Origin of the sequence: Streptomyces sp. LBL, assembly GCF_029893585.1 — a bacterium.
Lineage (GTDB): Bacteria > Actinomycetota > Actinomycetes > Streptomycetales > Streptomycetaceae > Streptomyces.
Genome location: NZ_JARXYX010000039.1, coordinates 1 through 20,115 on the forward strand (window position 1 = coordinate 1; position 20,115 = coordinate 20,115).

Consider the following 20,115-nt stretch of genomic DNA (forward strand, 5'->3'; position numbering starts at 1 on the left):
AAGCCCGCCAAGCCGTCGGTCAAGTAGACGCCATCGGCGCCCGGGGCTGGGGAATTACGTGAACTCAGCCCCGGGGAAATACGTGAACGTCCACAGGACGGGCATCCCTGAAGGAGGGTGCTGGTTGAAAGAGCACTTACGGTTCTCGCTTCTGGGACCGGTCAGGGCATGGCGCGGCCCGGACGAGATCGCGCTCGGCCCGCCCCAACAGCGGGCGGTGCTGGCTGTGCTGCTGCTGGCCGAAGGCTCGCAGGTGTCGGTGGGCAGGCTCGTCGACGCGGTGTGGGGGACCGAAGCACCGGCCTCCGCTCGTGGCATTCTGCGTACCTACATCCACCGGCTCCGTAAGGTGTTGGAGCCCGCCGGGGACACCGCATCGTCCGTGATCCGTGCCGCGGCCGACGGCTATCAACTCACCTCGCCGGGCGAGCTGGATCTGAGCCACTTCCGGGAGCTGTTCGCCCAGGCCGAGCGGGCACGAGGTGCGGGAGACGCCCGAGGCGCGGCGAGGTGCCTGGGTGATGCGCTCGGTCTGTGGCGGGGAACGGCGTTGGCCGGTGTCCGGGGCGAGTACGCGGACAGCCAGCGGCAACGGCTTGACGAGTTGCGTCTGTCGGCGGAGGCGGTCCGGCTGACGGTCGAACTCGACCTGGGTAGCCATGAGAAGGCGGCCTCGGAGCTGACCGGTCTGGTCGCCGAGCATCCGCTGGACGAGCGGTTCCGGGAGATGCTGATGCTCGCCCTGTACCGCTCGGGGCGGCAAGCGGCGGCCCTCGCCACCTACCGCGAGGCGCAGACGCTGCTCGCGGACGAGCTGGGCGTCGATCCCGGGCCGGCGCTTCAGGCGACGTACCAGCGGGTTTTGCAGGCCGACGCCGGGCTCCTCACTCCGGCGGTCCCGGTCAAGCCCGCCCCCGTGCCCGCCTCGGTCCCGGTCGTTTCGGCCCAGCTGCCCGCCTCGGTGCCGGTCGTTCCGGCCCAGCTGCCCGCCTCGGTTGCTGCCGAGCCCGCCCCCATATCCCCCTCGGTCCCCTCCGTCGCGGCCCAACTGCCCTCCGGTCCTCTGGTGTTCGTTGGCCGGGACGCCTTTGGAGAGGAGGCCGGAGGTCCGGATACCCGTACCCGCCGGCTCCGCTGGACGCTGCTGGCCGGCTCCGGCCTGGCGATAGCCCTGCTCGCGTGCGTCTCCTTCCTCGTACCGGGCTCGGACTCCGACGAGGGCGGTACGACAGCGGATCCTTCGGCAGCGGGTCCTTCGGCAGCGGGCCTTTCCCCCTCCAAGCCTGCTTCAGGCGTGGCAATACAAAGTCACGCCTCCGACAGGTGTATTGACGGCGGCCCCCTTGGAGACGCGCCGCTGCAGATCCGGGACTGCTCGAGCAGCGACAGACAGTTCTGGCAGATCGTTTCGGAGGACAGGATCATCCGGATCTCGGGCAAGTGCCTGGACGTCGCGGGCGGTTCGACAGACAACGGCGCGGCCATCCATTTGGCCGACTGCAACGGCAGTGGCTCCCAGAGGTTCCGGCTCAACCCCGCACACGACCTGGTCAACCTTCAGGCTCACAAATGCGTGGAGGCCACGGATCCGCGTGGAAGCAACCGCACACCGCTCCGGCTCTGGACCTGCACGGGCGCCCAGAACCAGAAGTGGAGCGCGGTCACCTGATCCATCGGTCGTTCAGGTCACGTGTACGTGGTCGCGTATTGCCATGTCGGGGTCCCCTCGCGCCGTCCCGGGAAACAGGTACTGGAGCCCCGGTGAACCGACGCGAGTACCCAGGCCACGGCCGCCTGCGTGACTCGCTCACCGATCCACTCCGCCGCCGAAGCCGCCGTCCGCTTGGCGTCGAACGCACCCTTATGCTCGGCGCGGAGTCGCTTCTCGACCTCCGGGAGCACACCGAGTTGTGCGTGGAGATCGGCTTCGACCTGGGTGACCTGCGCTTGCAGGTCGGCGAGCAGCCGCGCGCGGTTGATCACTGAGCCACCAACATCTTGGTTGTTTGGTCACGGGAGGCGCCCGACGACACATAGGCGTCCATTTCACCACGAGGAAGCCCCGCCTCTCAGGTGAGTGACGGGGCTGGGGGTGCACGTGAGATTCAGAGGGCTTCGGTCTTGACCGCAGTCACGAAGGGTACCCATGCCTCGACAGCGATGGCGACCACAGGGCCATCGGCGCTTTTGCTGTCACGGACGGGTATAAAACCGGGGAAGCTGTCTGCGACCTCGACGCAAGCCCCACCCTCGCCGTTGCTGTAGGACGACTTGCGCCATACAGCCATGCTCAGAGCGTGTGCGGTGATCATGGTGTCGTGTAGTCCTTCGCCGCCGAATCGATCAGAGACAGGGACGCCTTCGGCGACAGAGCGGCGGCCCTGACGAGATCGTATGACCTCTGGAACTTCGCTACCAGCGCCGGGTCATCGATGAGTTGGCCCGTGTGGGCGCCCTCGGTGTATGCGACGGGCGGGGCATCCGTAAAGGTCATCAAGATGGCCGTGCCGTACATGAGGGGGTGCGGACCCGCAGCGAAGGGCAGTACCTGAACCATGACGCGATGGTGACCCCTCGCCGTTGCTGCCAGCTGTTCCAGTTGGTCCTGCATCACCTTGGGATCATCAACTGGCATCCGTAGCGCAGCTTCGTGGACGATTGCCCACAACTCCGGGCCGGTTGGGTTGTCGAGGCGTCGTGATCGTTCAAGCCGCGCAGCAACATGCTGCTCCACTACCTCGTCCGGAGCGAACGGGAGCGTCGCACGCGTGAGACCTCGTGCGTATGCCTCGGTCTGGAGCAGACCGGGGATCAGCATGGGTGTGTACTCGCTGATCGTCTGCGCCTGCTTCTCCAGTTCGGCCGCGTCCGCAAAATAGTCTGGATGCTTGGACTTCCGGGCGAGCTCGCACAGCCGCTGCAGATGCTCCCCCGACCCCAGCACCCCGTCCAGCTGCTTCGACAGATCCGGCTGTGGCCGTCTCGTCGCCGACTCGAACTGCCCGATGTATGTACCCGAGCAGAAAACGCGCTCGCCGAGCTGCTCCTGGGACCAGGTCGCTTCCTCCCGCAGGCGGCGCAGTTCCGCGCCGTAGAACGTCCTCGGTGAGGTGTACGGGTCCAGGTGCTTGGGCTGGGTCATGGCCAAACGCTCCCTCGGCGCAAAGGCGTTGCTGGGTGGATCTCTCTGGCGAGCCTAGCTCCGTACGGTCACGCTTTGGATGCGAACAGTGACATTCGCTCCGGTTGAAGCGAAGGCCGAAAGAAAGGCACCGTCCCTTATGAGCACATCGCAGGATCAAGACGAGCATCGAGAGCAGAGCCAGTGCCCGCGCCCGCCCCAGGCTCTTGACCCGCTCACCGCCGCCACCGAAGTCGTACGCGAGCTGAAACAAGCCCTTGCCGCCCTCGGGATCTCCTTGCCTTCCCTCGGTGTCGACCTCGCGTCCTGCACGGTCACGACGTCCACGCCTCGCCCGCTCGTCGAGCTGGGTCGCTGCAACCTGGAAACGGCTCAGCAGCTCACCGTCGCCTTCCGGAAAGTGACGGCGCCGTGAACGACGTACACCCGAACCCGGACGCGAATCCGGACCCGCACACACACCTCAGCCCTGGCACCGTCGTCCGCGACGAGCAGCGGGACCGTATCGGCGAAGTGATGGGATCCGAAGGGCCGTACCTGCAACTGCGCCCCCTCGGCGGTGGCCGGGAGTGGGACGCGGAGCCCACCCGGGTTCGGCCGGCCACGGTCGCCGAGCGGCTCAGCGCCGCGGTGGCCGCCGCCAATGCGGTGAGCCGGGGCGAGCGGGCGTAGCCACTGACCCCCGCCCGGAACCGCATGACCGTGCACCTGACCGGGACCAGCCGGCCACGCAACCGCGCAATCGAGCCTCCGACTACGCCGCCCGCCCGGCGCCATCCCGGTCGGCCCGGTGCTGGTTGGTGACCCAGGCGTCCACGACGCCTGACCCACTCCTCCGGGTCCTGCAGCGGGACAGCCGTACCGTCCAGCTTGGGTGCCGCGGTCGGGTCGACCACCGAGCACAGCAGCCACAGGCCCCGCTGTCCCGGCCCGCCGGCCCTCGCGGCGTCCGAGAGTCGTTGCAGGACGCCCATGCCGCCGTACCGAGCCATGACCGCGGCATCGTGGAGCAGCATCGGACGGCGCTCGCCGGAAGCGAGATCGGAAGAAGCATCAGCCTGGCCGGAGGTGAGCGCAGCCGTCAGCTGCTGCTCGACCGTCCCCCACGCCGCCGCCGTGTACTCGGCGAACTTCAGCGCCCCCCTTGAACCGGGCTCGGCAACGTCCGCCTTGAGCAGGGTTTCCCACGTCGGCTTCGGACGGGCGGACACCAGACGATGCAGCGAGCGCAGGTACAAAGCGCTCACATTCACGCCTTCGGCGACGAAGCGGCCCCGCTGGTCCTTCGTCCGTACCAACTCGTCCAGTGCCACCTGGTAGCGGTCCATACTCGCCGTCAATACCCGGAAGCCGGGCCGCTCCTTGGCGAGAAGCAGCTGATCCTCGGCACGGTGCGCGGCCTGCAGCTCAGGTGTCTGGTCAGCCCGTCGGGCCGCCCGAGTGCCTCGAGTGGGACTGCGCTGCGTAACGACGGACGTCTGGTTCGCCGAGCCCGTTTCGCGTTTCGGATAGAACTTCCCGCGCTTGGTCTTCGGATCCGTACGCCACTCCACATCGAAACCGGCCTGGCGCAGAAGCTTGCTCAGCGGGTTGTAGTGACCGGGAAGCGGTGTGCGGAGCTCCGGAAAGCGGGCCTTGACCCTTGCCTGGACGTTCTCGATGGTCAGGCCGTGCTGTTGGTCGTCGGTGGCGCCTGCCAGAGGCTGGATGAGTCCGGCCTGGGTCAGGCGCAGAGCCCGTACAGGTGGCAGGTCTCGCGAGTAGATCTCAAGCCGCGCGTTGGCGGCCGCGTTGCGGGCAGCGGCGGCGCCCAGGGTGACCATGCGGGCCTCGTCCAGCACGATACGCAGCTCGGGATTCCGGGCGTGGAACCCATCGCTCGCAGCCATCACCTGTTCCAGTACGGTGCTGGGACTGGCCAGGGTCCCGCGGCCCGCCAGGCTCTCCGCGGCCTTGCCGAGCCGGTCAGCGTAGTTGAGGAGGGAGGGTCCAGAGGGAGTGTCCGGGCTGTCGGTGTCCTCGTCGACCTCCAACGCGATGAGCATCACGTTGTCGCCGGAATCGCCGTGACGTCGCCCGCGCAGTCGTCGCGGGGTCAGAGCCCAGTCCACCTCGTACGCCGCACGTGCGGCGGCCATGCCCAGAGCCGTACGCACCACAGGGTCGGCCTGCATGGTGCCGCGCTTGGCAACCAGGGTCTCGGCCAGCTCGGCGGCGGATGCGACCCGGCCGAACTCGGCGAGCACCTCGATGACCTCATTGCGCAGCTCCACCAGCGCCTGGTCCCTGACCCAGCGTTTGCGCTGGTCGCCCAGGATCTGGGCGATTCGGCCCTCCGTGACCTGTTCGCTGGTGAGTGGGGCGACCGACGTGTTCAGGGGCCAGCTCGGCAGCCTGTCCGGAAGATTGCCTTGTTCGTCAGGGAGTCGTAGCAGCAGCCTGATGGCCTCTACCTCGGTCGCGTTGCGCCCCTTGGGGGCGGACTTCGGCACAAGCAGAGCGACCAGGGCGTCCAGGCTGAGGCGGCGCAATGGGAGGGTGCTACCGGCCTCCTGCTGCTCGGCCTTGGCCTCTGCGACCTCGTCCGCCGAGTCACTGCGCTCGGTCGACGAAAGCGGCGAAGGCTGCCTTGCGTTGAAGGCGATGCGCCACTGTTTCAGGCGGGCGTTGATCTCGTCGCGGGTCCGAGCACCCAGGCCCGGCTGGTTGACCAGCCGTCGGGTCGAGTAGTCGAGCAGATCGCCGACGGTGTTGAGGCTCAGATTGTTGAGGAAGGAGACGGCTCGCTGGGAGAGACCGGAAACAGCGAGACTGGTCTCCGGCTTCGCCTGTGCGGCGGCTTCCTCCCGTTGGGCGGCTTCGTCGACACCTTCGTCGGCAGGAAGCTCCCCGATCGCCTCAGGGTGCTTCGAAGGGCGGCCGACCGCAGGCTGATCCGCAAGGAGAAGGACCCGCTGCCACTCCTTCTGCATTTCCTGCAGATCGGGAAAGCGCTGCTGCACGTCCCGGTGCAGAGCCCGCTTGAAGAACTTGACCAGACCGTCACGCAGAGAGGGGTCGAAGGCCTCTGCGGCGACCAACGGGCAGGGCCACTCCTTGGCATCTGTCTGGCGCGGGATGCTCTTGCCGTCGCCCCACACGGGCAGCTCGCCCGAGGCCATCTCATGAAGTGTGACGGCGAGTGCGTATCGCTCGGCGTGAGCGTCGTAGCGGCCGCGCGTGATGATGCCGACGAAGGGGTCGAGATAGCCGTCGGTGCCTGAAGTGATCTGATCGACAGGGGCGTTGGCCAGCGAATAGTCGAAGAGGACCAGCTGCTTGGTGCCATTGGGGCGGACGCGGATGGCGATGTTGTCCGGCTTGAGGTCACGATGCCAGACACCCTCGCCGTCGAGGAAGTCGACGGCGGCGAACAGATAGGTGGAGTACGTCCTCAGCTGGTCCGGCAGCAGCCGGCCTTCCTCACGGAGCTGACGGGCCACCGTGCGGTCGCCCGCGTGATCGAGCACCAGCACCGTGCGCGGACCGATGACCACGGGCTCGGGCAGGGCGAGCCGGATCACCTTGGAGTCATTGCGTAGCTGGGCCAGGATACCGGCCTCACGCCGCAACACCTGGGCGTAGTCGTCCTTGCGAGCGATCTTCAGGACGACCAGGGCACTGTCACGTTCGGTGTCCTCGGCGAGCAGGGCACGGCTGGTCGAACCCGGGTGTGAGTAGTTGCGGTACAGGAAGTGCCGTTGAGAACGATCATGGTCAGGGCGTGAGTGTGCTGACCCGGTTCTCGTACTCTCGGCGGGCCTTGCGCTGGGCCGGGACTGCGGGGAGACCCTGGCCGCCGTCGAGCGGCTGGCAGCGGGCGAGGAGTTGGCGGTGTAAGGCGGGGACGGCGCTGACGCGCAGGGTGTAGCCCTGGCCGCGCCGTACGGTCGTCCCATGGTCGAGCGCGGCGCGCTCGGCGGGCTCCAGCTCGGTGGTCCGGAGGTAGTCCGCGACCTTGCCCGGCATGTCGAGGGTGACCGGCAGCTCCGGGGCGGAGGCGTCTTCCTCCATGGCGGTGCGATCGGGCAGGAGGTCGGCGACGGCGGTACGGATTGCACCGCGGCTGACGCCATGGCCACGGGCGAGGGCGGCGATGGAGCGGCCTTCCAGGTACGCGGTGCGCACCTCGGCGGTCTTCGCGGCCGCCACGGCGGGGCGGCGTCCGCCCTTGCTGCCCTTGGCTTCGGCGGCGCGCAGTCCGTCGTAGGTCAGCTCGCGCTGGAGGTCGCGTTGGAGTTCGCCAGCGGCAGCGAGGGTCTGCACCATGAACTTCACGGTGGACAGCAGCTCGCCGGTGCGCGGGTGGCGGGCGGTGAGGTCCATCGCGGAGAACGCGCCGTCGTGGATGCGCAGGGCGACCTGGTCGCGGTGGAGGACGTCGAGCACGTCGAGGATGTGGCCGGTGCCGCGTACGAGGCGGAACATCTCGGAGATGTGCACGGTGTCGCCCGGCCTCGCGTAGGTGAGCAGTTCGCGGAACTTCGGGCGCTGGAGCGGGTGGAGGCGGCTGGAGGTGCCCGGGTCCTCCTCGAAGACGACCGGGTCCTCGATGCCGGCTTCGTCGAGGACGAGGTTCTGCCGGGCAGTGGACTGCTGGTCGGTTGAGACCCGCTTGTAGACCAGGTTCGCCACCGAGGGCGCCTTCCGTACGGAGGAGTCGAACCCTATCTGTCGTCAAACCCTGTCAGCAATCACCATCGGATCTGATTGGATTCGCGCCGCCTCGAACCTCCGGATTGCACGGGGTCATTGGACGCCGCGCCCGCCTGTCGTCAAACGATCGTTTGACGACAGGCGCGCGCCGCCCCAGACTTCCCAATCTCGGTGTCAAGCCGCCTGTGAGCCTGTGGCGCCGTCCGCAGGCGGCGCCGAAGCTCGGGAGGGCTGGACGATGCCCTGGCCCGCGAGATGCACCGGAGAGGGGGGTCGGCCGTCTCCCTTGAGAAGCGCAGTTGCCTGCTCCGACGCGCTAGGATCACTCTTTGCAACAATCCCATTACTGCATGTCAAGGCAACCGAGGTGCCTGAGTATGACTGTCCGTGCCATCACGAGCCTCGACGAGTTCAAGACGATCGTTAACAGCGGCACACCGTGTGTCATCGACTTCTGGGCAACCTGGTCCGGTCCATCCAAGACGATCAGTCCCGTGTTCGAAAAGTTTTCGAACGATGAGGCGAATGGAGCTGTTGAGTTCTACACGGTTAACGTCGACGATCAGCCGGCTATCGCGGAGGAGGTAGGCATCAGGTCCATGCCGACCTTCATGCTCTACAAGGACGGGGAGAAGGTCGACACGGTGGTCGGAGCCAGCCCGACCAAGATCCAAGGTCTTATCACGAAGGCCGTGAACTTCGTCTGAGGGCAAACGCCGACTGTCAAGCAGCCCGAACGAGAGCGGGGGCGGTCTGGAAGGGGGTGTGGTCGCGGGTCATGGCCCACAGGATGTTGACGCGTCGGCGGGCAAGGGCGAGGACGGCTTGCTTGTGGCCCTTGCCCTCTTTCCTCTTCCGGTCGTAGTACGCCTTCGAGATGGGGCACCAGAACACGCTGACCTGGGCGGATAGGTAGAGGGCGCGTTGGAGGCCGCGGTGGTAGCGGCGGGGCCGGCGATGGTTGCCGCTGACTTTCCCGGAGTCCCAGGGAGATTCAGCCCTGCAGACAGTCGAACCGGCAACGCAGGCATGCCACGAGCGAGGCCAGGCAGTGCCGTTCCCGGCAAGGCCCAGCCTCCTCACAGGGCCTACAGGACGACGAGGTGGAAGGGGTTGTCGGTGGCGGCGCCGTTGGTGCCTGTCAGGACTTGCACCGTGTGGTTGTTGTTCGTGGTGTCGACGCTGTAGTACACCTCGGTGTTCCAGTTCGCGCCGCGGTCTGCGGTCACCTGGCAGATGGCGGTGGTCGTGTCGATGTGCGACGCCAGGATCACGGTGTACCTGCCCGGGCCGGTCCTGGTGACGTTGGTGACGTTCTTCCAGCGCAGGGGAGTCCCGTTCCCCTGAGCGTGGACGGCAGCACGGGCGTAGGGGGCGACGAGGTCAGTGGGCATTGCAGTCCTCTGCTGTTGGGTGCAGCGGGTTGGCTGCGTGGAGACGGGACGGGCAGCGTCGCGATGGCGTGATGATGCTGCCGTGCAGTGTCAGGGCACGATGACGTGGAACGCGGTGTCCTGGGCCCCCTTGGTGGGGTGCTGGCACATCACGGCGAAGGTGTTGCTGTTGTCCGAGTGGACGTAGAAGATGGCCGGCGGCAGCGGGGTCTCCGCCCTCATGACAGCGATCGGCACGGCATTCGCCATGTCGATGCTGGCGTCGACCTCGATCGAGTACGAGCCGAGGGCATACCGCTCCACATTGATCACACCGTGCGAGCGCATCACTGTGCCGTCGCTGTTCACCACGGCTGCGGCCTGTGCGTAAGGGGCAATGGCAGTGTTAGCCATATGTCCTCCGTAGATCCATGGCCGACCCCTCGGCGGGGCCAGCAGACCAGGACCATACGGTCCGCCGTACGCCCTCCGGAGTGAAGAAACGTCACCGCTCATCCCATGGTGTGAGAAAGCTGTCGGGGTGCATGGGAGGCACAGCAACCGGGAATTCCAGCGCGGGGATTGAGCCTGCGCAAGCACTCCGGAGGCTGTGCCGAAGCCGGAGACGGGCGGCTCCTGTTGGCGGAGCTGGGTGAAGTCGACGTTCAGCTTCGGGTCCTACGGTCTGGGCTAGGCGCCGGGCACGGGCCTCGGGTGCGCCCGGCCAGCCGTTAGTCGTCCTCGGTGGCGTCGGGGTTACGGAAGGGTCGCAAGCCCTGACCAGGGCCGTTGGCGGTGATGTTGAACAGGTAGCGGCCCAGGAAGTTGATGTGGCGCTCCTTGAGCGGGGAGAGGCGGGCGACGTCCTCGTCCTTGATGTCGTGGCCCCCTGCGCGGAGCCGGGTCACGGCGGCGTCCAGGTAGCGGGTGTTCCACAGCACGACGGCGTTCAGGACCAGACCCAGGGCAGCCAACTGGTCCTCCTGGCCCTCGCGGTACGCCTGTCGGATCTGGCCACGGCCGCCGTGGCAGATCGCGCGGGCGAGCCGGTGGCGGGACTCCTGGACGGTGAGCTGCCGGTTCATCAGCCGCCGGTAGGTGTCGTCCACGGGGTCGACCAGGGCGAGCAGGTGCATGGTCTTGTCGATCCGCCCGTACTCGGCGAACGCCGCCCCCAGCGGGGTCGGGTGCCCTTCGCGGCCGAACATCCGCAGCAGGTCGTAGGCCCGCACCTGGTTGGTGATGAGCGACCCTGCCACCCGCAGCATGTCCGGCCAGTGGGTGACGATCTTCTTGCAGTTGACCTTGTTGCAGGCCACGTCTTCCAGCGGGCCGTACCCGTCGGCCGGCTTCTCGCCGTCGGGCAGGTCGGCTCGCCAGAACCGCTGATCGTTCAGGTCGCGGAAGCGCGGGGCGAAGCGGAAGCCGAGCATCTTGTACAGACCGAAGGCCATGTCGGAGTAGGAAGCGTTGTCGGTCGCCACCATCTCCGGCTTCACCCCGCCATCCAGGTTCAGCAGGGTGTCCAGGGTGTAGAGGCTGTCGCGCGGGGTGTCGCGTACGACCGTCGCACCGATCCCGGCGACCTGGTCGTTGACGGCGTTGAGCCAGGTCACACCGCGTTTATAGCCGTAGTACTTGGGCGAGGGCCCCGTGTTGATACTCCGGACGGGGACGACGAAGCGCAGGCCGTCAACGGAGGCGAGCAGCCCGCCGCCCCGCATCTGGGCCAGCTCGATACGGGACTGCGCGCCGATCAGCGCGGCGTTCGCCGCGGCGATGGTGTCGGCGCGCACATAGTTCTGGTCGACGTGTGAGAGCCGCGAGCGGGTCAGCGCCTTGTTGTTCGGGTCGATTACCGGGGTCAGCCCGATGTTGCAGCTCTGGGAGACCAGCAGGGCGACCAGGGAGACGAGCAGCCCGTCCATGCGGGTGCGCCGGTCGGAGACATGCCCGAAGGAGTCGAGGAACCCGGTCCAGGAGTGGACCTCGAACAGCAGGTCCGGCAGGTCGATCCTGGGCAGCATGGCCTCCGTGGTGGCCTTCAGCCAGGTCAGCGACTCCGGCTCGCCCACCGCGCCGAGCTTGTCCACGCTCAGCCGGGCACGTCCCCCGCCCTCGGGCACGACGATCTCCACCTTCGCGTCGGCGCCGGCCTCCTCCAGGCGGTCGGCCATCTGCCGCCATGCCGCATCCAGCCCGCGGGTGAGGGCATACACCTGACTGGCCTGATCAGCGCCCCAGCGTAACCGCATCTACGGACAGGAGACTCGTAGCCGGCTGCTCCTGTGGACAGTGGGGGAGAAGGAAGGCAACAGGCCGGTTGCTGTCATGGTCTGAGGAGCTGGCCTGAGCGCGGCGCATAGGGTGAGGACATGCGTTTCAAGCTCTCTGAGGTGTTCATCGAAGGGTTCGCCTCGATCCGCTCCAGCGCGCTCACCCTCGGTGACGTGACTGTGCTGGTCGGCGCCAACGGTGCGGGCAAGAGCAATGTGGTCGGGGCCTTGGAACTTCTCGGACGAATGGCGGACGAGCAACTGGCACTGGAAGTCGGTCTGCGGGGAGGAGCAGGGGCCATGCAGTACGCAGGGCCGCGGGCCGGAGAAGGCATCCGCCTCAGGGTGACTGCGCCTCCCTACCGCTACGAGGCGCACCTCGTACCCGCCGCCAATGACTCCTTTGTCTTCGCCGAGGAGAAGGGGCACTTCCACGAGCCCGGCCATGGCAGGCCGCTGAACGAAGGCTTCGGGCAAGGACACCGAGAGTCACTCCTGCGGGAGAAGGAGATCGAACAGCTTTCGCGACTCGCAGGGCCGATGCGCGCGATCCTCGCCGGCTGCCGAGTCTTCCACTTCCAGGACACGAGCAGCAACGCGCCCGTCAAGAAACTCGGATACACCGCGGACAACGAGGCACTGCGACCCGACGCGAAGAACCTCTCGGCGTTCCTCCTGCGTCTGCATGACAGTGAGCCGAAGGCGTACCGCAGGATCGTGCGGGCCGTGAGGACTGTGGCGCCGTTCTTCCGGGATTTTCTGCTGGCAGAGGAGCCGGGGGGGAACATCCGCCTGCGCTGGCTGCAAGAAGGCGTCGACGCAATCTTCCCGGCAGAGGCCCTTTCGGACGGAACACTCCGTTACATCTGCCTCTGCGTGCTGCTCCTCCAGCCAGATCCGCCTGCTCTGCTCACCCTGGACGAGCCGGAGCTGGGATTGCATCCCTACGCCATCGTGCAACTGGCGGACATGCTGCGTTCCGCGGCGACGCGCAGCCAAGTTGTCATTGCCACCCAGTCGGTGACTCTGCTCAACCAGTTCTCACTGGACGACATCGTTGTGGTGGAACGGGAGGACGGGGCGACAACCCTGCACCGTCCCAAGCGCGAGGAACTCCGGGACTGGCTGGAGGACTACTCGCTCGGCGAGCTGTGGGAAAAGAATGTTCTTGGCGGTCGCCCGGTGCCCGAGCTGCCGTTGCGAGGGCGCACAGCATGATCACGGTGGGGGTGCTGTGCGAAGGGCAGACGGAAGAGACCATGGTCAGGGACTTCCTGGCCCCCGAACTCTTCAACGCCGGAATCATCCTCGTACCGACCATCCTGTTGACCGGGACGACCGCAGGCGGGGCATCCGGACGGGGTGGTGTCAGCAAATGGTCGAAGATCGAGAAAGACCTGCGAAACCGGCTGTCCAGCACACCACACTGGGCTGCGGTGACCATGCTGCTCGACTACTACGGACTGCCGCCGGACAGCCCTGGCATGGCGGACCGGCCGAACGGATCAGCCATCCGAGGTTCATCCCCTATCTCGTGCTTCATGAGACTGAGACATGGGTTTTCGCGGCGGCCGAGCAGCTGGCGGACTGGTACGACGATGCCGCGCTGGGCGGCGAGCTCAAAAGGCAGGTCGATGCAGCGGGGGGTCCCGAAGGCGTAAACGACGGGGCGGACACAGCTCCGTCGAAACGACTCCTACGTTTGCGTCCCGGGTACCTCAAGACCCAGGACGGACCAGTGGCAGTTACTGACCTCGGGCTGCCTTCCTTGCGTGCGGCATGCCCTCATTTCGACACCTGGATCGGCAAACTACTGGCCCTCACGAGCCTGTGAGCATGGCGTCTCCCCTCATGACATGCCGTGACTCCCACAACAAGCCGCCCGGCAGGATCCCGCTCGCCACCCTTGCGATCTTTTGTACAGAGCCCCCTAGAACTCCCGCTTGCGGGCCGTTCATGAATGAGGGCACACCTCTGGCACCCTCGGCTCGCAGGTACATCGCGTGCGCAATCGCGCGGAAACTCCCAGGCACAGCCGCAGGTAGCGGCAGACGAGTCGGGCTGTACGCCGGGGAGAATCACCGCAACGCTATGATCTGCGCAAACATGCAGGATGGCCCCCTCCATGGCTACCTTGGTGGCTACCTTGACGGCTTAGGCTTCCCGCCCCGTTCCATGCCTGCCTAGTAGCAACCCCGGCACAGCACCAACGAGGACCCGAGTATGCCAGGGAACCAGACACACGGGCGCCGTCATGCAGGCACGTCAGCCCGACACTAGGACGTCCAACATGTGGACACGGCCCGTGACGTGCATCACGCAGTCGCGGCAATCGGTGCCACAGGTGGGCATTTCGAGGGCGGGGCGCTCCAAAACCGAGAGCCCCAATCTGCGTCAGCCCACAATTCCCCTCAGACGAGCTACCGCCTAACAGTGACTCGCGCTGGCCAAAACACAGGCGGATCGGTTCCAACTCGCCCCCTGATGGACGCCAGCAGGTCTGCTCTGGGGGCATGTCCGACAACACGGCCCGACCCCAACTCCCGAGCTTGCGAACGGTCTCGGAGCCCGGACGCTCACCCCTCCTGAAAATGGCAAGTGGGCAGAAACGCCGGGCAACAAAGGACTAACGAGCCTTCGATCGAACCGGCACGGAAGCCCAGGTCGCATACCCGGCATCGTTACCGCGGTACTGCCCGATCTCGTCGGTGAGGCGGTGCACGATGTACAAGCCCGGCTCCTCCTCCGAGGAGGGCAACGCTCGATCCATCTCCCCGACGGTGATCAGGACATGATCCCCGTCGTACGACACCCGGCCGCTCAGATCGACACTGACGCGGTGCCGGGCGGTGACGTCGACGAGTTCGGTCAGCACAGCAAGCGTCGCCTCCTCGACGACTTTCACATTGGGCGCGCCAGCGAGCAGCGCCGGCAACACCTTCGCAACGAATCCGCGGGCGCGGCGCAGGCTCTGGACCGGGGTGCCCTCCGGACCGAGAAGGAACTCGATCGAGTTCTCAATGTCCGGCATCCCTTGCGGCGCGCCAGCACCTTGCCCGACTGCGGCGTTGTGCAGGCTGGAGACCCAAAGCGGAGACATGGCGTCGGAGATCGTCACTAGCTTTCCGTCTCGTCGAATGGCCGAAGTCGAATGTCAGTTCGATAATGATCAACGGGGCGAGCGTACGTCAGCAGACCCGGGGTGCCGACGGATTTACGCAAGCGGTTACCGGGCGGGCATGTTGGGGCATGGTGCACCTCTCACGCCGCCCGCGTGCGGGCATAGTTGGGCAGAGCGGACAGTGATGGCCTAACACCGGACGGTGTCGCTCCAAGGTCAATCAAAGAACGTCAACACCGCACACGTCAAACGATCTGGGTGGCCAATCGGAGTCGACCCCCCGATAGTTGGGTTCTGGGTATGGTGATCCCCTCACCACCCCGGCCAAGAGAGATCCGCCCGACGTGACGCCACCACATGCCCCAGCGCAGTCCTTCAAGGACCGCCTGAACCTCCTGTTCGCGGCCAGTGCCAGAGAGAACCCTGGCAAACCAGGCACGTACACCGAGTACACCCCCTCCCAGGTGGCCGAAGAGATCAACAAGAAATTCGGCCCCGGCAGCATCAGCGACGAGTACGTCCGCAAGCTCCGCCGTGGGGACATCAAGAGTCCAAGTGTGCTCATGGCGTCGTACCTGGCGTGGTTCTTCAAGATGCCGCTTGACGTCTTCCAGACGGCAACCGACGACGAGTCGAACGAGCCGAGTGAGATCGCTAACAAGGTGATGGCCGAGCTACAACGAATCGCGGCCGACAAGAGTCGTCAACACCAGGAACCAGAACCCAACGAGACCGTCCAGGTCCTCGCCCGGTCCGCTGGCCGTCTCTCGCAAGAGGGGCTCAGGCGCGCAGCCAAGTATGTCCAACAGCTCGAACAGCTCGAACAGATGGAAGGCCAGCTCCAGACAGACGGCCCGCCAGAGAACCACTGACCACTCCCACCCCCACAAGGTGCGCAACGCTGGTGATCCACCGCCCTGACAAACACGTCCAACAGGCGCTTCACGGCTTCCAGATACCTGTTCCTCTCACCCTCGAAGCCCTGTTCGCCGCCATCCAGGAGCACTACCCCCGCCCCCTGGAGCTGCTCCGCGGGGAGTCACCTCTCCCCGCAGTGCCGGCCAGTGGCCTCTGGCTCACACGCCCCGACCAGGAATCGGATGCTATGTGGGTTGACCCGGGCCTAAACGGGGCGGCCGCTGTGCACGTTCTCGCCCACGAGGGCGGCCACTTCTTCCTTGGCCACCAACCCGTCGAGCTTCCGGCGGCCCGGCAGACGGAGCCGTACGAGTTCATCACCGCTGACTTCCTCGACGGCTGTCTCCTCGGGCGAACTCGCTCACAAGAAGGTCCGCACGACGCGGAGTACGCGGAGATCGAGAGCCAGGCCGAAGCCTTCGCTTTCCTCCTGCGCAAGAGGGCCGACCAGCGCGCACGCGACACCCGCTACAAGTCCGACCCGCTGCTGGACCGACTCCACCGCGCCCTGTAGCCCTTCCACTTCCTGCTAGGAGCCTCGTTTCACCGTGCCCACAGACGATGTCATAGACCTCCTCACCACCGTCCCTCTATGGGCGGTGGTGGCCTTCCGCCTCTACGCCCGTCCCACGACCAGCGGCCAGTGGGCCATCATGTGGACGTTCGCGACACTCGCCGTCGGCGCCACCCTGCGCCTGACAGTCATCGAACACGCTCTGACCGACAGTACCGGCATCGATGACCTTGCGATTCTGCCCAAACACCTGCTGGTGATGCTGTCCTGCATACTGCTACTCGGCTGGGTTGAGTCGATCGTCCCGCCCCGCGACCCGGAGCCGGCCTGGCGCCGGTGGACGCAGTTACGCCCCCGCATGATCGTCTTCGCCGTCACCGGGGTTGCCGCCACCGTGGCGTTCCCCTTCGCCGCGCACTCGGTCACCGCCCCAGACGGCTCCACCGACTTCGCCACCCCGCAGTACGGCGACCTCGCCGGAACCCTCCATCTGACCCTGTATCTGCTGCCCATGGGCCTCGCGTTGACCGCGTCGGCCGCCCTCTGCTTCACGGCCGCCCGGCGCACACAGGCGCGCCTGTTCCGGCTGTGCATGGGGCTGATGGGCTCGGGGGCCGCATTGGGCACGCTGTACCCGGTCTACCGGTTCAGCTACCTCCTCTGCGGGCTGACCGACTGGAACTACCCACTCACTGAGCTGCAGTTCCAGCGCGGCGGCAGCCTAATCCAGTTCATGACGATTCTGATGACCATCGCCGGAAGCTCCGTGCGTGCGGCCGAGGTGGTCATCCGAGGTGTCCGCCATCGCCGCAGCCTGATCGCCCTGCGTCCTCTGTGGGAGGAACTCGTCTCGGTCCTCCCTCCGAACACCATCCTGCGACACCTCCAGACCGGCACGTCCCCCGCGGAAGACCGTCGCCGACTGCGCGACCTGTACGGACGCCTCGACGAACGTGTCGTGGAGATCGTCGACGCCTCCGTCACACTCCGCCCCTGGATCGACAAGACCCTCCCGGCCCGCGCTCTCGCAGCCACCCGCGCCACCGGCCTGCACGGCTCCGAAGCCCGCGCTGCCTGCGAAGCCCTCTGCCTGCACGTCGCCCGTACGAAGGCCGTTGAGGGCGAACCGTACGAGCGCAGCCCCGCTCTGGCCTTCACCCTCTCGATGCGGGATGACCTTGAGAGCAGCGCTGCCGGGCTGACCCGCGTGGCAAGCCACTACGCCTCGACCAGCATCGGCACTGCCCGCGCCCTCGCCAACCAGAACTCTCTTGAGGAAGTCTCGGCATGACCGTCACGGCCCTTCCCCACACTGAAAACGCCCTCGCTCGCCGGATCACCGACTGGATGGAGCCGAGCAACGTCATCATCTTGGTAAGCCTCGGCGTTGGCGTTGCCCAGGACAACCCGCTCACCGGTCTGGCATGGGCGCTGGAGGCCATCGCGTTCGCCGCCGCAATACCCATGGCCTACATCAAGTTCGGTATGCGGCGCGGCATGTGGGCTGACCGCCACGTGGGCCAGCGGCAGCGCCGCATGTTGCTCATACCCGTCATCATGGCGTCGGTCGCCATCGGCATCGGCCTCATGGCCTGGCTCGACGCGCCGAAGGCTATGGTCGCCCTCGTCTTCGCGATGCTCGCCACCCTCGCCGTGCTGCTTCCGGTCACTGCGTTCTGGAAGATTTCTGTGCACACCGCCGTCGCTGGTGGCGCCCTGGCGATGCTCGCCCTCACCTGGGGCCCGCGCGTCTGGATCGCCTACCCGGTCATCGCAATAATCGCCTGGTCCCGCATCTCCTTGCGCGACCACACCCTCGGCCAGACCATCGCGGGTGCGGTCGCTGGCACCGTGACAGCGGGTCTGGTCTTCGCCGCCCTCGGCGGAAGATGACGTAAGCCTCCCGGCCCGTGCACCTTCCGCCAATGACGATGACCACGGCTTCCACAGACCTGTTCTCCGCGCTCCCGCGGCACATCGCGTTCATCGCCGACGGCAATCGGCGTTGGGCCAAGGCGCACAGCACGACGGCCGAAGAGGGATTCCGCCAGGGCGCGGTTGCCGTACACCGCGTCCTGGCGCACTGCCGCAGCCTCGGGGTCGAGACCGCGAGCGTCTTCCTCATGTCTGACCGGAACTTCGAGCGTGACCCGGAAGAGGTCGCCGTCCTGGTCGACGTGATCGCGGACCTGGTCGACACCGAGGCAGCGGCCTCGACCGGCCCGGTCCGCATTCTGTCCAGCGGTGCAACCATGCCGGCGCGCGCCCCACAGTTCCTGAAGGACTCGATGCGCCGCGCCGAGGACCGGACGAGGCACCGCACTGGCATGACCGTCTGCTTCGGGATCGGCTACGACGGCCACGCCGACATCACCCAGGCCATGTACCAGGCCGCAGCCACCCCAGGTGACGGGCGCAAGATGCCGTCGATAGACGACTACCTGTGTACGGCAGGGCTTCCCGACCCGGACCTGATCATCCGCACGTCCGGCGAGCGCCGTCTATCCGGGTTCCTGTTGTGGCAGGCCGCGGACTCGACCTTGCATTTCGACGACCGGCTGTGGCCTGACTACGACGTAACTGCCCTCGTTGAGGCGCTGGCAGTCCACTCGACACAGATCCGCACGTACGGTGGCTGACGACTCACCACAGCGCGGGTTCGGGCGTAGCCACGGGCCAGCCTTGAGGCCACCGCGGAATAGGTTGGTGGACTCGTCCCTCCGGAGCCAAGACCACCGGCACGAACGGAAAGCTGCTGTGGTCTCAGTTCAGTCGGTAGCCGAGAACGGCGAGGCCGGCGGCGGCCGCGCGGTGTTGGTAGGCGCGCAGTCCGGGGGCGCCGGGCGGCGCGGGCTTGCGGGCGTTGCGGTGCCAGTGGCCGGTGAGCGCGGCGAGGAACGCCGTGGTGGTCTCGGGGCCGCTGGCGGTGGCGGGGTGGTCTTGGAGTAGGCGGGCGATGTCTGCGGGGCTGTGTCCGGCGAGGACGAGTTGTGGGGCGAGCGAGGCGGCGTCGATGCAGGCCGGGCCGGTGGTGGCGTGGGCCCAGTCCACGAAGGTGACGCCACGGTGGTGGTCGCGGACCATGTTGTCGGCCCGCAGGTCGCCGTGGACGACCCGGTCTCCGTGGGCGAGGGCGGGCCAGGCGGCTTCCAGCTCGGCGAGCTGCGGCAGGCGGTCACAGGCGGCGGGGACGAGGTCGTCCGGCGGGGCGGAGAGCAGTTCGTCCCAGCCGTGCAGGGCCGCCGCTGTGGAGGGCACGGTGCTCACTGCCGCGGCGTACGACGCCGGGGCGGGGCTGGAGGTGAGCTTGTCCAGGAGCGCCCAGGTCTGTTCGGCGTCGTTGGAGGCCGAGGAGAGGTCGGGATGGGGGCCGTCAAGGTGGGCGATGACGACGGCTGTCCAGTCGGCAGCGCGGTGGATGCCTAGCAGTTCCGGGGCCGAGGCACCGGATGGCAGTGCGGCGAGGACGGCGGCCTCATGAATGTTGGCGGCGGTCAGCGGGTCGCCGTCGGGGGCCGCTTTGACGAAGACCCGTCGGCCGTCGGCCAGGCGGAGCGCGGCGGCAAGCTGGTGGCCGAAGCCGCCGCCGGGGGTGACTGCGTCGGTGACGGGCGCGCCCAGGGCGTCTTCGAGGCGGGAGCGCAGGGGCAGGGGGACGTCGGTCCATTGCAGACGGCCGCTGGTGGGCAGTACAGACATCGGGGCAGCTCTCAGAGATCCAGGATACGAGATACGAGTGGCGGGGTGATGGGGTGCGCGCCGAGCCGGACCGCGAGTCGGGCTGAGGAACGAGGTCCTGAGTGCTCCAGCTCGCCGCCGGGTGCTCGACGCCGCATCACGCGCATTCGCCTGTGTCCTCTGAGTGCAGAAGTGCAAAGGGGCGCCCGCAGGGGCGCCCCTCCACTGTAGTCGGGCGTGGGGTTGATGCGGCTTCGTGAATTTCCCCAGGGCTGCTCTTCATTCCCCACTCGGTTGCCGTGGGCGACGGGGGCCGGGGCCGCCCGCTCGTGGAGTGTGCGGGCCGTGTCGGCCGGTCAAGGGCGCCTGCGGCGGCGCTACGCGCTGGGCTTCGCCCA

General features: G+C 67.0%; 18 protein-coding genes and 3 pseudogenes. 10 read left to right on the forward strand and 11 right to left on the reverse strand.

Features of this window, described 5'->3' with window-relative positions:
- The first annotated feature begins 124 nt into the window (after positions 1-124).
- Positions 125-1,669: a BTAD domain-containing putative transcriptional regulator gene (locus tag M2271_RS35605; protein WP_280891585.1), complete on the forward strand. Its 1,545-nt coding sequence runs from the start codon at positions 125-127 to the stop codon at positions 1,667-1,669.
- 17 nt (positions 1,670-1,686) lie between these two features.
- On the opposite strand, the gene M2271_RS35610 is transcribed toward M2271_RS35605, so the two are convergent.
- The 3 genes from M2271_RS35610 to M2271_RS35620 all read right to left on the reverse strand — a co-directional run bounded on the left by M2271_RS35610 (position 1,687) and on the right by M2271_RS35620 (position 3,142).
- Positions 1,687-1,983, reverse strand: coding sequence for a hypothetical protein (locus M2271_RS35610; RefSeq protein WP_280891586.1), 297 nt, complete (start codon positions 1,981-1,983; stop codon positions 1,687-1,689).
- Positions 1,984-2,105: 122 nt separating this feature from the next.
- Entirely contained in the window at positions 2,106-2,312 is a 207-nt protein-coding gene (locus M2271_RS35615) for a DUF397 domain-containing protein (protein WP_280891587.1), read from the reverse strand.
- Entirely contained in the window at positions 2,309-3,142 is an 834-nt protein-coding gene (locus M2271_RS35620; RefSeq protein WP_280891588.1) for a helix-turn-helix transcriptional regulator, read from the reverse strand. The genes M2271_RS35615 and M2271_RS35620 overlap by 4 nt, the downstream gene beginning before the upstream one ends.
- Positions 3,143-3,281: 139 nt before the next feature.
- Here M2271_RS35620 and M2271_RS35625 point away from each other — a divergent pair, with 139 nt between their 5' ends.
- Entirely contained in the window at positions 3,282-3,557 is a 276-nt protein-coding gene (locus tag M2271_RS35625) for a hypothetical protein (RefSeq protein WP_280891682.1), read from the forward strand.
- Between the two features lie 2,251 nt (positions 3,558-5,808).
- On the opposite strand, the pseudogene M2271_RS35630 reads toward M2271_RS35625, so the two are convergent.
- Positions 5,809-6,873 (reverse strand): annotated as a pseudogene (locus M2271_RS35630) (DNA-directed RNA polymerase subunit alpha C-terminal domain-containing protein); the annotation flags it as partial.
- Positions 6,874-6,898: 25 nt separating this feature from the next.
- A complete protein-coding gene (locus M2271_RS35635; RefSeq protein ID WP_280891589.1) occupies positions 6,899-7,816 on the reverse strand; it encodes a recombinase family protein in 918 nt (305 codons plus the stop codon).
- Between the two features lie 398 nt (positions 7,817-8,214).
- On the opposite strand from M2271_RS35635, the gene M2271_RS35640 reads away from it, so the two are divergent.
- On the forward strand, positions 8,215-8,544 hold the full coding sequence (locus M2271_RS35640) for a thioredoxin family protein (protein WP_280891590.1): 330 nt from the start codon (positions 8,215-8,217) through the stop codon (positions 8,542-8,544).
- 16 nt (positions 8,545-8,560) lie between these two features.
- Here the strand turns inward: M2271_RS35640 and M2271_RS35645 are convergent.
- The 4 genes and pseudogenes from M2271_RS35645 to M2271_RS35660 all read right to left on the reverse strand — a co-directional run.
- Positions 8,561-8,827 (reverse strand): annotated as a pseudogene (locus tag M2271_RS35645) (transposase); the annotation flags it as partial.
- A gap of 98 nt (positions 8,828-8,925) precedes the next feature.
- On the reverse strand, positions 8,926-9,231 hold the full coding sequence (locus M2271_RS35650) for a hypothetical protein (RefSeq protein WP_280891591.1): 306 nt from the start codon (positions 9,229-9,231) through the stop codon (positions 8,926-8,928).
- Positions 9,232-9,321: 90 nt separating this feature from the next.
- On the reverse strand, positions 9,322-9,624 hold the full coding sequence (locus M2271_RS35655) for a hypothetical protein (RefSeq protein WP_280891592.1): 303 nt from the start codon (positions 9,622-9,624) through the stop codon (positions 9,322-9,324).
- A gap of 317 nt (positions 9,625-9,941) precedes the next feature.
- Positions 9,942-11,408 (reverse strand): annotated as a pseudogene (locus M2271_RS35660) (transposase); the annotation flags it as partial.
- Positions 11,409-11,585: 177 nt separating this feature from the next.
- Here M2271_RS35660 and M2271_RS35665 point away from each other — a divergent pair.
- Complete coding sequence (locus tag M2271_RS35665; protein WP_280891594.1) at positions 11,586-12,704, forward strand: AAA family ATPase; 1,119 nt, start codon at positions 11,586-11,588, stop codon at positions 12,702-12,704.
- The gene (locus tag M2271_RS42655; protein WP_348539222.1) at positions 12,701-13,147 is read left to right on the forward strand and encodes a DUF4276 family protein; all 447 of its coding nucleotides are present in this window, start codon (positions 12,701-12,703) and stop codon (positions 13,145-13,147) included. The genes M2271_RS35665 and M2271_RS42655 overlap by 4 nt, the downstream gene beginning before the upstream one ends.
- Before the next feature lie 965 nt (positions 13,148-14,112).
- Here the strand turns inward: M2271_RS42655 and M2271_RS35675 are convergent.
- Entirely contained in the window at positions 14,113-14,604 is a 492-nt protein-coding gene (locus M2271_RS35675; protein WP_280891596.1) for a hypothetical protein, read from the reverse strand.
- Positions 14,605-15,071: 467 nt separating this feature from the next.
- Here M2271_RS35675 and M2271_RS35680 point away from each other — a divergent pair, with 467 nt between their 5' ends.
- Genes M2271_RS35680 through uppS form a run of 5 tightly spaced genes read left to right on the forward strand, consistent with a single transcriptional unit; the run spans position 15,072 to position 18,678 of the window.
- A complete protein-coding gene (locus M2271_RS35680; RefSeq protein WP_280891597.1) occupies positions 15,072-15,479 on the forward strand; it encodes a hypothetical protein in 408 nt (135 codons plus the stop codon).
- Between the two features lie 32 nt (positions 15,480-15,511).
- Positions 15,512-16,039, forward strand: a complete 528-nt coding sequence (locus tag M2271_RS35685; RefSeq protein ID WP_280891599.1) for a hypothetical protein — start codon at positions 15,512-15,514, stop codon at positions 16,037-16,039.
- Positions 16,040-16,073: 34 nt separating this feature from the next.
- Positions 16,074-17,330: an MAB_1171c family putative transporter gene (locus M2271_RS35690; RefSeq protein WP_280891600.1), complete on the forward strand. Its 1,257-nt coding sequence runs from the start codon at positions 16,074-16,076 to the stop codon at positions 17,328-17,330.
- Positions 17,327-17,932, forward strand: coding sequence for a phosphatase PAP2 family protein (locus M2271_RS35695; RefSeq protein WP_280891601.1), 606 nt, complete (start codon positions 17,327-17,329; stop codon positions 17,930-17,932). The genes M2271_RS35690 and M2271_RS35695 overlap by 4 nt, the downstream gene beginning before the upstream one ends.
- Positions 17,933-17,964: 32 nt before the next feature.
- Entirely contained in the window at positions 17,965-18,678 is a 714-nt protein-coding gene (gene uppS / locus M2271_RS35700) for a polyprenyl diphosphate synthase (protein WP_280891602.1), read from the forward strand.
- A 124-nt stretch (positions 18,679-18,802) separates the two neighbouring features.
- Here the strand turns inward: uppS and M2271_RS35705 are convergent, their stop codons facing one another.
- Positions 18,803-19,738: a phosphotransferase gene (locus M2271_RS35705; protein ID WP_280891603.1), complete on the reverse strand. Its 936-nt coding sequence runs from the start codon at positions 19,736-19,738 to the stop codon at positions 18,803-18,805.
- Positions 19,739-20,115: the final 377 nt, after the last annotated feature.

Excerpts from the sequence above, each read along its gene's own strand:
- M2271_RS35615 (WP_280891587.1), bottom strand. The coding sequence starts at position 2,312 with ATGATCACCGCACACGCTCTGAGCATGGCTGTATGGCGCAAGTCGTCC.
- M2271_RS35620 (WP_280891588.1), bottom strand. The coding sequence starts at position 3,142 with ATGACCCAGCCCAAGCACCTGGACCCGTACACCTCACCGAGGACGTTC.
- M2271_RS35625 (WP_280891682.1), top strand. The coding sequence starts at position 3,282 with ATGAGCACATCGCAGGATCAAGACGAGCATCGAGAGCAGAGCCAGTGC.
- M2271_RS35640 (WP_280891590.1), top strand. The coding sequence starts at position 8,215 with ATGACTGTCCGTGCCATCACGAGCCTCGACGAGTTCAAGACGATCGTT.
- M2271_RS35650 (WP_280891591.1), bottom strand. The coding sequence starts at position 9,231 with ATGCCCACTGACCTCGTCGCCCCCTACGCCCGTGCTGCCGTCCACGCT.
- M2271_RS35655 (WP_280891592.1), bottom strand. The coding sequence starts at position 9,624 with ATGGCTAACACTGCCATTGCCCCTTACGCACAGGCCGCAGCCGTGGTG.
- M2271_RS35665 (WP_280891594.1), top strand. The coding sequence starts at position 11,586 with ATGCGTTTCAAGCTCTCTGAGGTGTTCATCGAAGGGTTCGCCTCGATC.
- M2271_RS42655 (WP_348539222.1), top strand. The coding sequence starts at position 12,701 with ATGATCACGGTGGGGGTGCTGTGCGAAGGGCAGACGGAAGAGACCATG.
- M2271_RS35695 (WP_280891601.1), top strand. The coding sequence starts at position 17,327 with ATGACCGTCACGGCCCTTCCCCACACTGAAAACGCCCTCGCTCGCCGG.
- uppS (WP_280891602.1), top strand. The coding sequence starts at position 17,965 with ATGACGATGACCACGGCTTCCACAGACCTGTTCTCCGCGCTCCCGCGG.
- M2271_RS35705 (WP_280891603.1), bottom strand. The coding sequence starts at position 19,738 with ATGTCTGTACTGCCCACCAGCGGCCGTCTGCAATGGACCGACGTCCCC.